At 48.5% G+C, this 13,368-nt stretch carries 14 protein-coding genes; 4 read left to right on the top strand and 10 right to left on the bottom strand.

Annotated elements, in window-relative coordinates; translation table 11 throughout:
* Positions 1-155 precede the first annotated feature (155 nt).
* Complete coding sequence (locus QNM19_RS21330; protein ID WP_284027185.1) at positions 156-2,156, top strand: S8 family serine peptidase; 2,001 nt, start codon at positions 156-158, stop codon at positions 2,154-2,156.
* 43 nt (positions 2,157-2,199) lie between these two features.
* Here QNM19_RS21330 and QNM19_RS21335 read toward each other — a convergent pair whose 3' ends face one another.
* A complete protein-coding gene (locus QNM19_RS21335; RefSeq protein WP_049863874.1) occupies positions 2,200-2,568 on the bottom strand; it encodes a winged helix-turn-helix transcriptional regulator in 369 nt (122 codons plus the stop codon).
* Positions 2,569-2,742: 174 nt separating this feature from the next.
* Here QNM19_RS21335 and QNM19_RS21340 point away from each other — a divergent pair, with 174 nt between their 5' ends.
* Positions 2,743-3,750: an MBL fold metallo-hydrolase gene (locus QNM19_RS21340; RefSeq protein WP_049863873.1), complete on the top strand. Its 1,008-nt coding sequence runs from the start codon at positions 2,743-2,745 to the stop codon at positions 3,748-3,750.
* Positions 3,751-3,816: 66 nt separating this feature from the next.
* Here QNM19_RS21340 and QNM19_RS21345 read toward each other — a convergent pair whose 3' ends face one another.
* Together QNM19_RS21345 and QNM19_RS21350 are read right to left on the bottom strand one after the other, a co-directional pair.
* On the bottom strand, positions 3,817-4,320 hold the full coding sequence (locus QNM19_RS21345) for a nuclear transport factor 2 family protein (protein WP_197094254.1): 504 nt from the start codon (positions 4,318-4,320) through the stop codon (positions 3,817-3,819).
* Positions 4,321-4,373: 53 nt separating this feature from the next.
* Positions 4,374-5,348 (bottom strand): alpha/beta hydrolase, encoded by a 975-nt coding sequence (locus tag QNM19_RS21350; protein WP_049863886.1) that lies wholly within the window; start codon positions 5,346-5,348, stop codon positions 4,374-4,376.
* Positions 5,349-5,529: 181 nt separating this feature from the next.
* On the opposite strand from QNM19_RS21350, the gene QNM19_RS21355 reads away from it, so the two are divergent.
* Positions 5,530-6,432 carry a helix-turn-helix transcriptional regulator gene (locus tag QNM19_RS21355; RefSeq protein WP_049863871.1) on the top strand — a complete coding sequence of 301 codons (903 nt, stop codon included), beginning with the start codon at positions 5,530-5,532 and terminating at the stop codon, positions 6,430-6,432.
* A 13-nt stretch (positions 6,433-6,445) separates the two neighbouring features.
* Here QNM19_RS21355 and QNM19_RS21360 read toward each other — a convergent pair whose 3' ends face one another.
* The 3 genes from QNM19_RS21360 to QNM19_RS21370 form a co-directional block, all read right to left on the bottom strand.
* Entirely contained in the window at positions 6,446-7,306 is an 861-nt protein-coding gene (locus QNM19_RS21360; protein ID WP_049863870.1) for an NAD(P)H-binding protein, read from the bottom strand.
* Between the two features lie 125 nt (positions 7,307-7,431).
* Positions 7,432-8,370: an AraC family transcriptional regulator gene (locus QNM19_RS21365; protein ID WP_049863869.1), complete on the bottom strand. Its 939-nt coding sequence runs from the start codon at positions 8,368-8,370 to the stop codon at positions 7,432-7,434.
* 138 nt (positions 8,371-8,508) lie between these two features.
* A complete protein-coding gene (locus QNM19_RS21370) occupies positions 8,509-9,129 on the bottom strand; it encodes a hypothetical protein (RefSeq protein ID WP_049863868.1) in 621 nt (206 codons plus the stop codon).
* A 626-nt stretch (positions 9,130-9,755) separates the two neighbouring features.
* Here QNM19_RS21370 and QNM19_RS21375 point away from each other — a divergent pair.
* Entirely contained in the window at positions 9,756-10,298 is a 543-nt protein-coding gene (locus QNM19_RS21375; RefSeq protein ID WP_049863867.1) for a nuclear transport factor 2 family protein, read from the top strand.
* A gap of 615 nt (positions 10,299-10,913) precedes the next feature.
* On the opposite strand, the gene QNM19_RS21380 is transcribed toward QNM19_RS21375, so the two are convergent.
* From QNM19_RS21380 to QNM19_RS21395, 4 genes are read right to left on the bottom strand one after another with little or no spacing between them, the layout of a single operon-like run.
* Positions 10,914-11,564, bottom strand: coding sequence for a hypothetical protein (locus QNM19_RS21380; protein ID WP_049863866.1), 651 nt, complete (start codon positions 11,562-11,564; stop codon positions 10,914-10,916).
* A gap of 33 nt (positions 11,565-11,597) precedes the next feature.
* A complete protein-coding gene (locus QNM19_RS21385; RefSeq protein ID WP_284027186.1) occupies positions 11,598-12,182 on the bottom strand; it encodes a hypothetical protein in 585 nt (194 codons plus the stop codon).
* A 2-nt stretch (positions 12,183-12,184) separates the two neighbouring features.
* The gene (locus tag QNM19_RS21390) at positions 12,185-12,847 is read right to left on the bottom strand and encodes an Nmad2 family putative nucleotide modification protein (protein WP_284027187.1); all 663 of its coding nucleotides are present in this window, start codon (positions 12,845-12,847) and stop codon (positions 12,185-12,187) included.
* A complete protein-coding gene (locus tag QNM19_RS21395; protein WP_197094252.1) occupies positions 12,841-13,329 on the bottom strand; it encodes a TIR domain-containing protein in 489 nt (162 codons plus the stop codon). Before QNM19_RS21395 ends, QNM19_RS21390 begins: the two co-directional genes overlap by 7 nt.
* Positions 13,330-13,368 lie beyond the last annotated feature (39 nt).

Here is a 13,368-nt window from a genome sequence, read left to right on the forward strand (position 1 = left end):
TTTGTGTAATTTGCATTAACAATGGGTTGCAAATAAAAACTTCAAGGGGTAGTTTGATCCTCAATGGGGTACAAAATAGACAATAATCCAGACCTCATTGCATTGGATGCAGCAAACATAATAAATAGCAACAACAAGAATCAGTAGGAAGCAACATGAACAAAACATTTAGACTTACCTCGTTAGCCATTGCCTTATCCGCACTGTCATCAACCGCCGTCAACGCACAGGAAACCAAACAATACATTCTTAAGCAAAGTGATTTAGCCATTTTTGCACCGCAAACCACTCGCTTTGCCCGCGCCGCCATTGCTCAGGATTTCGCCGCTGAACCAGCTGCAGAAGTACTGTCAGATGATGAGCAAGGCACAGTCGTCACCATGGAGCTGACTGCTGAGCAAGTTGCACAACTTAAAGCGTCTGGCCAGTACGCCTATATCGAAGAAGATTATGAATATGTGCCTTTCTCATCGACCACCAGCGCGGAAGTCTCACCGTATGGCCTGGCCGAAGTACAGGCACCTTTGCTACAAGACACCAACGCCGACTTATTTAAAGTCTGTGTGATTGACTCTGGTTACGATCTGGGCCACCCGGATCTGCCACAAAATGCCACTGGTTTTACCGACTTGCCTGGCGGCCTGACCTGGGACCAGGATGGCTCAGGTCATGGTACCCACGTTGCCGGTACCATAGTCGCGCTGAAAAATGGCCAGGGCGTCGTCGGTGTGTTACCGAATGATAAAATTGGCGTGCACAACGTGCGTGTTTTCGACAACGATGGTAAGCAAGGTTTGACCTCTCGGATTGCGCGAGCGGTTGATAACTGTGTCGAAAATGGCGCGAAAGTCATCAATATGAGTTTAGGTGGTGGCAGCCCAAGCCAGTACTTCCAGGATCGTCTACAAGCCGCCTATGACAAAGGCGTGCTTATCATTGCCGCAGCTGGTAACAACGGGGATAGCACAGTCAGTTACCCTGCCAGTTACGAAACCGTGATGTCAGTGGCGAATATTGACGAAAACCGTGTGAAAAACGCCACGTCACAATATAACGCTTATGTAGAAATTGCAGCACCAGGTACCAACATCCTGTCAACTGTACCACGTGGCACCGGTGTTGCCGCTGGCGTGACAACCAATGGGGTATTTGTTAAAGCCGGTGGCATGACCAACTCGGCAGAAGGTAACGTCAGTGCCGAACTCGTCGACTGTGGCCAGGGTCTGAGTGCCTGTGCCGCGACACGCAGTATCTGTTTAATTGAGCGCGGCGGTGCTTCTTTCAAAGACAAAGCAGCCAACTGTGAAGCCGGCGGCGGTGTTGCAGCCATCATCTACAACAATGCAGCAGGCTCGTTCAGCGGGACGCTGGGAGACGGCGTGCATGGGGTGACCATTCCGGTCATTTCCTTGTCTCAGGAAGAGGGCACAGCACTAAAATCCTCTGTGGGTACCACAGTACAAGTTCAGCTTGAAGCCATTCTGGATTACGATGAAAAGTCGGGTACCTCTATGGCGAGCCCGCACGTGGCCGGTGTTGCCGCCCTGGTTTGGAGCCAGCACCCAAGCTGTACCAACGTAGACATTCGTAACGCCCTGAATGCCACGGCAATCGATTTAGGCTCAGTCGGTCGTGACAATGAATACGGTCACGGTTTAGTACAAGCCAAAGCCGCGTCTGACTATATTGCTGCCAACGGTTGTAGCGGCACACTAGAAAACCAACTGCCAGTTGCCAGCTTCACAGCCAGCTGTACCGACCTGGGTTGTAGCTTTGACGCCAGTGCCAGCCGCGACCCGGATGGTCAAGTCGTGGCTTATGACTGGAATATCAACGGATTTGCTACCACCGGTGTCACTGTCACACACGCATTTGCCAATGCAGGCAGCTATCAGGTATCACTGACGGTAACGGATGATGCAGGTGCGACGCACACTGTCACTCAGTCAGTCTCTGTCACAGATGGCAACAACAATACCGGCTGTAACGGCCTGGAAACCTGGTCTGCCAGCAAAATTTACCGTTCAGGTAATGAAGTTGCCTACAACGGTCGCAAATACCACAGCAACTGGTGGCACCGTGGCAAAAACCCGGCGCAAAACTCAAACGTGGGGAATGCCTGGAAAGTCTGGACTGATTTAGGTGCCTGTAACTAAGCGCTCCACGATTTACAATTGAGAGCTAGCAGTCAGGCGACACTTAGGTGTCGCCTTTTTTATGGGCCACATGCTGTTGCCGCTGTCCCCATTCACATAGCATATCCAGAATGGGCCTGAGCTCATCTGACAATCCGGTACTGGTGTATTCCACCCTGGGCGGCACTTCTGCATACACCTCGCGAGAGACTAACCCGTCGGCTTCAAGCTCTCTTAACTGTTGAGTCAGCATCTTTTGTGTGATCTTTGGAATGCGCTTTTTCAGCGCCCCAAAACGCAGCGTATTGTCCCGCAGGTGGAACAAGATGATCACCTTCCACTTGCCGCCGATCACATTCATGACTGAGGTCATCGGGCAGCCTGCCAAATTATTTTCAAGTTCTTCTGTTTGTAACGCGTTGTTTTCCGCCATTGGTTACCCCAGCCATACTAGCTTACAAATTGGTGCTTACTTGATCTGAGTATATCTGAACTCTATAGTTTCTAAAAGATACCAAGGGCATTTTTGATACTTTTATGTATTTAAAGCGTATACAGCGTGCGCTGATAACCCCTTGTCGATGTAATACACAATCAGGAAACACCCATGAACACACCAAGATATGCTTTATTCGGCGCACTGGCGATGCTGTCAACCTTCACCACTCAGGCTGGTGACTTTATCTACCAACCCGCTTCTGCCACGCACATCGCGGCGCCCAATCAAAAAGTCGCGGGCAGCCACCGAGAGCGCTTTGTGAAACCTTATGAAGTGCAACGCCTGAGCCAGAACGTCTACTGGATATCGGTTGCCAACTACAACGTCACCGCGGTAGTTGGTCAGCGCAGTGTATTGCTGATCGACGCCCCTCATGGCACAGGCAAACAACTGCTGGCAGCCATCAAGTCTTTCACCAGCAAACCGCTGCATGGCATCGTCTATTCTCATGCCCATGCTGATCACGTGGGCGACTCACGGCTGATCCAAAAAGCACTGCCGGATACTCCCATTGAAATTTATGCCACCGCAGAGGTGCGTGATGCATTGCACTCGCACAAAGTCACGGTGCCCGCGCCAGTCACTCAGGTCATTGGTGATACATTTAACTTTGAAGGCCACACGTTCACCACATTTAGCGACTTTAATGGCCACACTCAGGACAATACGGCGTTGCTCATCACAGATCAGGGACGTACCATCATTCACGCCATTGATCTGGTTCACCCGGATCAACTGGAGTTTCGCAGTTTCTCGAACGTTGAAGACGCCATCGCCTACAAAAACGACATAGAGACACTGATGGCGCTGGACTGGGACGTGATGGTCACCGGCCACAGTAATCTGGGCTATAAAGCCGATGTCCAGTTTGTGCAGGACTATATCCGCGATGTACAAGCCTTTATCCATGCAGGGCTGACCAAAGCCCAGTTTGCCGAGCACTTAAAAGGCGAATCGCCATTCAGCTGGTACGCGGGCTACACCAATGAAATCATCGACTTTGCTCACGCCAAAATGGCAGAAAAATACCGTAAAGGCAGAGAAGAAGAGTTTGATATTGTAGCCAAATCGCACGTCCGGGTGATGTTCTGGGCGATGTTTGCCCGGGCACTTTAAGCTGTGCTCAGAGAGCGTTCAGCGCAAAACGACGCACACAATTGCGCTAAACGCTACCTGCTCACGCTAATCCGTTATTTTTCGGGCTTCCCGCTCCAGCCAATTTTGCCGGGCATGTTGCGGGACGGTAGCCAGAATATCCCGGCTCCCCTGCTCCGCTTTGCGGATGAGCCTGATGGACGAAATTTGCCAGTGCTGTTCTGCTTTGATCAGGCCAAATTCATAGTCCCCGGACACCGACCAGAATCCCGTTTCTCCCAGCCAGTGACGCGCGATAAACTCAGCCCTGGCGCGAGCCTTGTCACCCGTGACGGTCACAACCAGATTGCTGAGTTCATGCAAGGTTGCATCGAAGCCGGGCAGAAACCCGGCCCACTGCTGAAGTAATGCCCGCCGCTCTATCCGTTGTACCTCTGTGCCGAATAAATCACTGTAATCGACCGTCAGCTGCGGGGCAAACACTCTGCCAAGGTAGTCGAATGCTCCCTGATCGGCAAAGACTGAAAAACTGTGTATCTGACTGCGAATTTTTGCTTCGTCCACCGTCATCGAGCGTGCATTGGCATTCATCGTCATGACTCCTAATAATAGTATTAACCAGTACCCTAACTGCATGCTGCCCCTCATAAGGTTGCCGCAAAATGTGTCACAACGGCATCCACCGCCTGACTGACCGCCTCGGGCTGATCGTAAAAATCAAACTGACTGATCCCCTCAAGCCACACGGCACGCACATTGCTACCCGCGCTATCAAGATACTGGCGGGCACCCGCTGGCAAAGCCATGGCATCGGACGCCACCATCAGCACCGGTTTATCCTGAGCCGCGGCACCGGCCTGCGCATCGTAATTTAACCAGCCCGACCAGGACGCAACATTAAACTGATTATCGTACTGTGGTATCAATCCCCGATCGGTTTGCGTGTAATAAGGGACCTGATACATCAATGACTGTACATTGCTGTTGCTGGCCGCTTCGATATAAACAGGCTGCGCAGCCTTAGTCGCTTGTTCAGCCGCTGCGAGTAACGTCTGGACTTGCGCTTCGCCACCGTAAATGTCTGTCGCCATGGCTTTGTCATGCAACCACGGAGCGACCACGGCAGCGCTTTTTACTTTGCCATGACCTGTTATAGCATCGAGCATGTACCCGGCCGATGCACAGATCCCAAGACCTGCAATACGTGTGGTATCGACCCCCTGCAACTGGTCGAGCGCATCGAGCACGGCACGAATATCCGCCGTTTTACGCGCCGGATCTTCGAGATAATGCACCGAGTCAGCACTTTCACCCCAACCACGGAAGTCAAAGGTCAGCGCAGCGAACCCTTGCTCTGCCAGTGCTAGGGCATAGACCGCGCTCATTTGCTCTTTCACCGTTGTCCAGGCACCCGTGACAATAACCAGCGGTGCATTGGGGTGAGCCTCTGGCAAATACAGATTGGCAGCAAGCGGGCCTACCTGAGTACTTAATTCAATCTTTTGCATAGTGATCTCCTGTGACGATAATTGATGCTGATGTGTGGTTGCAGACACAGTGTGTGGTAATACTGCGATGGTCAGACTCCCTAACAGGAGTAATAGTGATTGCTTAAACATGGCACCCTCTGTGTTGTATGTGAGCCGTTTGGCTAACCTGGGCATAGATTAGCGCCGAGGGGCCCTGCAAGATTGAAGATTCCTGCCCGGGTTTTGGTATTTTATTGCCCACAGGCTGAGTTGACGGCGGACAGTAGGGTGGGCTAGATTCACTCTAAGAGTCATCAATGAACACCCCGCAATGCAATCAAAACTGAGGTTTTATAACTTTGAAACCAACACCTTATCGGATTGTGGTGCGGTGCTGGAGATTACCTTTTCAAATCATGATCTGGCATGGCCTGGCATATTGGTTGAACAGGGCACGTCTCCCCATTTTTACCCCACCCATGTCTACACGCCTTACTTTTACTTTGCACTGGCGCTGGAAAGTGACTTGCACTGGCAGGCCAAACAAAACGGGCACCTGGCCGACTTACACACCAGCCCAGGCAATATCTGGATCAACCCGCCAGGCACGCCCTTTACCCACGCGATTTCAGAGCCTTGCCATTTCGTGATCCTGGCCATCGAATCACAGCATTTTCTGGGCCGCTGCCCACTCAGCCTGGATGGCATTGAGTTGCAGTTTCTCAACAATTACAACGTGGTAGATGCCACCATCAAAGGCATCATTGACTTGTTTATGCTTGAGACAAAAAACAAGGGCCGCAATGGCACGGCCTATTTAGACAGCCTCGTTGGGTTGCTGGCCACCCATTACATTCAGAACTACTCCAATTATCGGGATCAGAAAACGGCGCAGGTGGCGACCTCTAAGTTTGATCAACAGCAAATTGCTAAAATTGATGAATATATTCAGGCACATATTGGTCAAAGTATCACGGTGGACGAGCTGGCGGAGTTACTGGGATGCAGCAAATTTTACTTTCTGAGGGAATTTAAAAAACACCTGGGGATCACCCCCTATCAGTACATTCTGGAGAGGCGCCTGGCACAGGCCAAAGTGGCATTGTTATCCGGGCGTGCCAATATCGCCGCGACCGCTTTGGCGCTAGGCTTTAACGACCAGTCCCACTTTACCCGGGCATTTAAAAATCACTTTGGCATCACACCCGGGCAGTTTATTAAACAACGCGACTAACCGGCGTTACCGATCACACACTCGGAGGTAAAAACAACCTCGGTTGCCAGCCCAATTCCCGCATGGCCTTTTCACTTGAGAATACCTGCTGCAGTGCATAGCCTTCTGTCCAGCTACCATATTGCTCTGCCCACAACGCCGCCTGCCCACATTCAATCGGCTGCTCAGACAGCTGCCGTAATAAGCTTGCCAGCGGAGCACGGTGCTCCGCAGAGCCAATGTATTCTTCCCCCGATTTACCTCGTTCGAGTACCAGCCGATATAACTCTGCCAGGTTTTTACGCTCAACCAGCGACCAGGTTTGCGCTTCGCCCTGAGGTAGCACAGGATGGCCACAGCGTTGTAATTCCCAACTCAGGATCGGCGGTAAATAGTGCTCTTCCTCACGTACCACATTGGCAGGGCTGACAACACGTAAGTCGATGTTTTCTTTGTCCCGCAACCAGGCCTGGTTATCCAGCATCCACCGAAAATCAGCCACTGAATACTTTGGCGTAGTTTCAGTGATCACCGCATCATGGCTGCCATAGGTCCAGCACCCCGCGGTATAAATCACAATCAGCGGGGTGCTGCGTGTCATCGCTTGATCTGCAATCGCCCGCATAAGTGCCGCATCGGTTTCGCCCATTTGAGCATCAAAGGTACACGCGGTATGAATAATGGCCCGACAGTCTGCCAGTGTACTGAGCCAGGACTGCGGTTCGCATAGTGAGCCCATCACAGCGGTTGCCCCCAGTTGCGTGGCTTTGTGGGCACTTTGCGCCGTTTTGCACAACCCCTTTACCTGATAGCTGTGCGCTATCAACTCCTGCACTATCGCACTGCCGATATTACCCGTGCCGCCCGTCACAAATACGGAATGACTGATACTCATGATTTACTCCATTAAGATTAAAAGCGTGTCAGCAGCCTACCCTGATTGATATCCAACTCGCTACCGCGTGGCTAAGATGAAGGATTTTATGTCGATAAAGCGCCATTTTTTGTCGATTTTCGACGTCAATTTGATTGGATGACCTGATGGGTTTTGCGAAATTGCCGTGGCGTCATATGATGAAACTGGCGGAAATTGCGGATCAACACGTCTGCCGACTGAAACCCCACTGCGGCGGCAATGGATTTTAGGGGCAGGTTGCCCGAGACCAGCAAAGTGGCCGCCACCTGACAGCGCCACTGGCGCACAAAACTAAGCGGAGACAGTCCGGTCACTTGCTTAAAGCGTGCAGAAAAGGCAGATTTAGACATCGCGGCAAGCCGCGCCAGCTCATCAATACACCAGTCTTTTTTCGCCTGTGCCTGAATGGCCAGTATGACCGGAGCCAGTGCCCGATCGTGCAACGCTTGTAACCAGCCCGGAAAAATCTCTGCGGTATCTAAGTGCCTCAGCACTTCCAGCAGCAGTAACTCCAGCAGCCCTTTTTGCGCCAGGTGCTGTCCCGCCGCAGGCGTGGCGTTTTCCTCATAAATCCAGCTTAACAGGGTGGCCAGTTTGCTCTGTTCGGGGGCCTGCAGCACAATCAGCTCGGGCAATGCATTACTCAGCCCGTCGCCGCCCCAGTACTGAATGGGCGCAAACACAAAACAACCACACATCATCTCACAGGACGCGCCTGCACCACCCAACACCGGGTGTTGCGCCAAACCTGATAAGTGCGATGAAAACAATATCTGACTACTGACACAATGCACGCCGGAGGCACTCATGAGCTTATGCGCAGTGCCATAGGGCAGGAGCAACAGCTGCCCGGCGCGCAGCGATACTGATTGACCAGAGTCCAGTTCCACCACACAGTATCCGGCTTTGACATAACTGAAGCAGCACACATCCTGCTTTTGCTCTGCAATGCCCCATGGCGCGCTGAGCTGAATATGGGAAAACACCTCACACCGGGGGCTCAGATGTGAAATAAACAGACTGAGCGGATCGACCTGCTGCATCACTGACTCTCCATTGCAACTGGCTGGGATGCCGGATTAAAAAGCTTTAAAAACCATTTGTTTACCCGACTATTAATAGCAAATACACAGCATAAAGGAAAGCCGCAGCACCTGCTATGCACGCCAGTGCAACGAAGCTCAGGTCGCGACATTAGGTGCGTCACACGCCGCCTTATCGGTCTGCCCTTTGAGTGTGATACCGGCCGTTAAAAATGCTGCGCCAAGTAAGCCGTTGGTATAAAAGTCCAGCGCTAACCCAACTTCTGGCCCGAATATCACGCCAACCACTATCATCAGGCCCCAGCAAGCCACCGGGACCAACAACGCCACGCCCAGGGTGCGTGATGCAGAGTCCCGCAGACAGGCAAGCGCATTGCAAATAAAGGCACCTACCATCGCAACCATAAACAGACCTATCAGCGCCTGCATGCCAACGCCTCTGGTGGCATCGCCCAGCACTGCGCTGGCAATGACCCAGCAGGCCCCAATACTCAGTGCCAGCAAAGCCGCCAGTGCAAACCCCGCGCCCCACTTTGCCAGTTTCGGCGCTCTCGACACAATTCGAGGGTGCAGTTTATACAACCCCAGGACACTGGATGCGAGCCCGATAATCGCCGGGATCGCGGGCCACAAAATGGACAGCTGATATCCGGAAAAATGACGCGCCCATAAACACAGGGTGTTGATTAACATAAAACCACCGGCAATCAGAAAAAATCGGGCATCCCAGGATGTAGGTGTGTGCTGAACGTTTTGCATTGTCTTCCTCGCATTGAATGTTATTAACCGTAAACAGGTGAGGTCATACAATGCAAAGAAAGAGTCGGTAAGTCGTTTGAATGGGCCCGTTCGAACTTTTTCTTTCAAATATTTTCAGTAAGTTAGTAAATAGTCTTGGCAACATAAGCGCTTAAAACCTCGATACCCTGCTACTTTTTCAGTTTATCGAGGTGCTATCCTCCCCCAGATAATTAACGCGCAATCCGAACCAACACACACAAAACATCAATAACGAGACGCTCTGTTGCTATACCTGTGAAGGTGCCTGCACCTAAATTGTGAGGGTGCAGTGACTAAACATACGAATCTGATATCCGGAACAAGCAAAGCTTTACCAGACAGAGCGAATATCAGTGGCGTACACTGTAAGCAAAATCACTAAACACTCACACAGACAGCCCGGCTGTAACACCCCGAATGACGATGCCATCTAATGAACACGTTGTGCACCAGCCCAAAGTCACGCCATGAACAAAATATCAGGACATGGGTTACCAAAAAGTGCCCTGGTAAGCAATTTGTGCCTTCTTGCAAAGGTGGTTACTATTAATTACCATGGTTACCAGATGAGACTTGAGCCCTAAATTACAACTGAGGAGCACCCCATGTTGAAAACCCTAAGCGCAGCATTACTTTTACTGATCAGCACCGTCACTTTGGCCGCTGGCAAAGACGCCCCTAAAATCCAGTTTGATCAGTTAAAAAAACCAAACTGGAGCGAGCAGGAATTAAGCAATGCCCGTCTGGTCACCGACTTTGTACAAAACCTGATGAACGACCACAACTTTGACTATGTACTGGCACACTACAACGACAGTGCCTACGTGCAGCACAACCGCAACTTACCGGATAAAATCCCCGGTCTGGTCGGCTTCTTACAGGAATTTGTTGAGAGCTACCCGGACTACAGCTACGACGTAAAACACATCTACACAGACGGCGACTTCGTGATTTTTCACTCTCATGCCACACTGGATAAAGATCACCGTGGCAATGACCAGAAAGGCATGAACATCATCGACACCTGGCGCATCGAAGACGGCCGCATTGTAGAACACTGGGACTCAATCCAGGCCCTGGATCTGTCCATGCGTATATACTCACTTTTCAGCGGTGGCGATATTCAAAATGATAATGGCGTGTTTTGATGGAGAGTTTTGATGGGGTGAGTGTGAAGTAAGCACAGACGTTTTATGCCAGCTTTAACGTTCAGAGTGAAATGACGTAACCCGACACAAGACACTGACTCATAGATACAAAAAACCGCTCACAATAGCTTTTCAGCCTGAGCGGCTTTCTTGCGCGTAAAACTCGGAAATCCAGCAGCGAAAATCACGCAAAGCGACGGTTTATATATACTGCCGCAGCCCCTCACCTACTTTGTCTTTAGAGCAAAACCCGCGTTCGGTATAAATAGTCAGAGACTTGAAGGTGGCAATCGTTCGTTAAGTGACAAAAGAAAATCTACAGTCTTGGGTGTTAGAAGTCTTAGTTAAGGGAAATCCTTGTCATATCTGCGAGTCGATTTCGGCGAGAAATATGGCTATATTCAGAGGGGATATTCGCAATTTGGGTACGATGCACATAGACCGTGTAGATTACATACGTGGCAAGTGTTTTCAAGCTAGCTTTGATGATCAATTCAGGCCAGAAATTATCTTTGACTGTGATCATTAACGAAGCATGCTTTCCCCTAGTTCAGCTCCTATTGTAGAGTTTTAAACCACTTTGCTAAAGTGACAAGTAATGCTTTTCAGTTGTAACTATTTACTATTACCATCAACTATTTTCTTTAACTCCACTGCATATTGTATAAGCTGTGAATTTAGCACTGACAGATCACTCACTAACTCACTAAACTCAGGATATTGCTTTTGTAACTCTTGGGGCGTTAGATTCTTAAGCTTCTCTGACTCTGTCGAATACCAATTTCTAAAACGGGCTTGCCACTTAGTCAAGTGCGGCCGGAGTCCTTCATTAAGAGTTGCGGTGGATATCCTTACTAACTCTTTGGTGCTAGCTTCATTTCTCAGTAAGTCTGAAGGAATATCAGCGATAAGCTCCCTCACTTTTGTAAACAAGTTATACCAAGAGTCATACACCTCTATTATAACATCATTGTCAGGATCAATTGGAATCGCAGCCTTTCTTGTCACTAGCTCAGTCCATATCCGATGCGCAATTTGAATATCTCGATCATTTGGAGCAAATTCAGCTTTACCTATTTTACCCAATGGAATATTTAGTTTGACCAACTTATAGCGTTTCAGCCGACAGCTGACCAGCCACATAATTAAGCCAATAACAGCAAAAATAGGTAAAATCCACAGTGATACATCAACACTAAATATGCAGGTATCCAGATCAATCCCTATGTTTATCAACTCATACGTATTCCCTGAAGATTTTTGCATCAACTGATACTCCTCACTATCGGTAACTCAGAATTATGTAAATAGATGTTGTATAAAATCTTTGAAACTTCCTAGCCCGTCAAACTTATTGATAAAAGTAAAATCGGCAAACTTTGCGTTTTCTTTAATAAACCTGTCAATTTCATAGTCTTGATAAACTTTTTTACTCGGCTCAATATATACTACTTTGAACCCATGGTCTTTACACCACCTAAACTCCTCGCCCGATCGCACGTCTGAAATCAACACCCTTTCATGAAAGTGGCTGTTGCTCGCGCCAAAGGACTGCTGTTTTAAATAATTATCTATTTCATCACCGAGCATACGAATAAAAATCAAATTTTCGATATCCCTCAGCATATTTAAATGAAGCCAAACTTTCCTTGGTGTTGTTTTTATCTCTTCACCTGTGTTTAGCACCAATTTTAAGGGCACCTCCTTTTTAATGGGAGGGTAATCTGTTTCGAGCCACGGATAGATTAAGTTAGCCAGTTTTTTAAGCTGATCACTAAAAGAAAACCTTTTAAAGCAATATGAATTTATTAGATGCTTTGCCAAATAATCCTTACCTGAACCAGAAACACCCATCAGCGCCAGCTTATTATATCCTTCTTTCATGGTTATGAATACCTCCCAGAATCCTGATCGACTCGACTTTCAAATAAATTAAAGTGACACGGGTCCCCCAATACAAAGTTAACATAATCTTTATTACTAAAGATCTTATGAATTAAATCTTTCGCATATATATTATCATTCAAATCCACTACCTTATAATCCCTTATCCTTCCATAATCTAACCTATCTAAATCGATCTGCAGAGCCTTGCTACCGTAATAAATAAAACACTCAGAAATCAAAACATCTTCGGTTCGTCCAGTATCTCTTTGCAGATTCCCCAGATGCATACTTCCATCAACGTTACTGTGATGAGAGTCTTCTTGAACCCATTTTCCACTTCTATTTCTATGGTATATATTGTCTCCGAGTACCTGAACTTTACTACCATTCCTTACTGGCTTCTTCAATTCAAATCTAGGATCCTCCCAATACTCTTGAAAAGTTACTTTCTCGGTTATTTTCATGATAAATATACATTTATGTTTAAGTCCCTTGATACTTGCGCCTGCCAAGCCAATTACCCAATCGTTAACCTTAGCTCTCTTGCGAATATTAGGCTTACAAGTTGCTAATGTACAAATTCCATGAAATGGATTGGGAGCAAACCCTAAATCCCTTGATGCCGGATATATAAATAGCTTAGAATTCTGCTCAATTAGCATACAATATTCCCTCCTGCTATTCTCTCGGAGGGGCTTCCATCTGGGTTCTCAAATTGACTTTTCCCTTCAATAGCTTTAATAATTGAATCGCTCCTCCAAGGAACAACGGACGTACCGTAATTTTGTAACTGTTCAGGAAGGGGCACCTTACCCGTAAGACCTGACTCGTAAACACCAATAATAGGCTTTCCCATTTTATGCGCCAGCTCAATCTCCCAGTTAACCCACTCTCGTTGATAAGTTTCTTTACCAACCACAACTATTAATTGGCTCGCCCACCTCATTTTCATACGTAGCAGCCTTTTAATCGTTTCGTCACTAACCCGTTTCTTAGTCAATCTTTCTTGATTTTCTGGCTTAGCCCTAATTGAGCTATTTCGAATGTTAAACTGCTTACCAGCTAAAATTCTCGCAATGCCGTCCACACTTGCATCATCCTTGTGGTGATGGCTCACAAAAACATTTCGGATTTTCTTCGTCATATAATTCCTTCAATTAATTACTTAAGTAAAACCAAGTGA

The organism is Pseudoalteromonas ardens, from assembly GCF_030125445.1.
Classification (GTDB): domain Bacteria; phylum Pseudomonadota; class Gammaproteobacteria; order Enterobacterales; family Alteromonadaceae; genus Pseudoalteromonas; species Pseudoalteromonas ardens.

Bases quoted from the DNA above. Each gene is read 5' to 3' on its own strand.
- QNM19_RS21330 (WP_284027185.1), top strand. From the start codon at position 156: ATGAACAAAACATTTAGACTTACCTCGTTAGCCATTGCCTTATCCGCA.
- QNM19_RS21335 (WP_049863874.1), bottom strand. From the start codon at position 2,568: ATGGCGGAAAACAACGCGTTACAAACAGAAGAACTTGAAAATAATTTG.
- QNM19_RS21340 (WP_049863873.1), top strand. From the start codon at position 2,743: ATGAACACACCAAGATATGCTTTATTCGGCGCACTGGCGATGCTGTCA.
- QNM19_RS21345 (WP_197094254.1), bottom strand. From the start codon at position 4,320: ATGAATGCCAATGCACGCTCGATGACGGTGGACGAAGCAAAAATTCGC.
- QNM19_RS21350 (WP_049863886.1), bottom strand. From the start codon at position 5,348: ATGTTTAAGCAATCACTATTACTCCTGTTAGGGAGTCTGACCATCGCA.
- QNM19_RS21355 (WP_049863871.1), top strand. From the start codon at position 5,530: ATGCAATCAAAACTGAGGTTTTATAACTTTGAAACCAACACCTTATCG.
- QNM19_RS21360 (WP_049863870.1), bottom strand. From the start codon at position 7,306: ATGAGTATCAGTCATTCCGTATTTGTGACGGGCGGCACGGGTAATATC.
- QNM19_RS21365 (WP_049863869.1), bottom strand. From the start codon at position 8,370: ATGCAGCAGGTCGATCCGCTCAGTCTGTTTATTTCACATCTGAGCCCC.
- QNM19_RS21370 (WP_049863868.1), bottom strand. From the start codon at position 9,129: ATGCAAAACGTTCAGCACACACCTACATCCTGGGATGCCCGATTTTTT.
- QNM19_RS21375 (WP_049863867.1), top strand. From the start codon at position 9,756: ATGTTGAAAACCCTAAGCGCAGCATTACTTTTACTGATCAGCACCGTC.
- QNM19_RS21380 (WP_049863866.1), bottom strand. From the start codon at position 11,564: ATGCAAAAATCTTCAGGGAATACGTATGAGTTGATAAACATAGGGATT.
- QNM19_RS21385 (WP_284027186.1), bottom strand. From the start codon at position 12,182: ATGAAAGAAGGATATAATAAGCTGGCGCTGATGGGTGTTTCTGGTTCA.
- QNM19_RS21390 (WP_284027187.1), bottom strand. From the start codon at position 12,847: ATGCTAATTGAGCAGAATTCTAAGCTATTTATATATCCGGCATCAAGG.
- QNM19_RS21395 (WP_197094252.1), bottom strand. From the start codon at position 13,329: ATGACGAAGAAAATCCGAAATGTTTTTGTGAGCCATCACCACAAGGAT.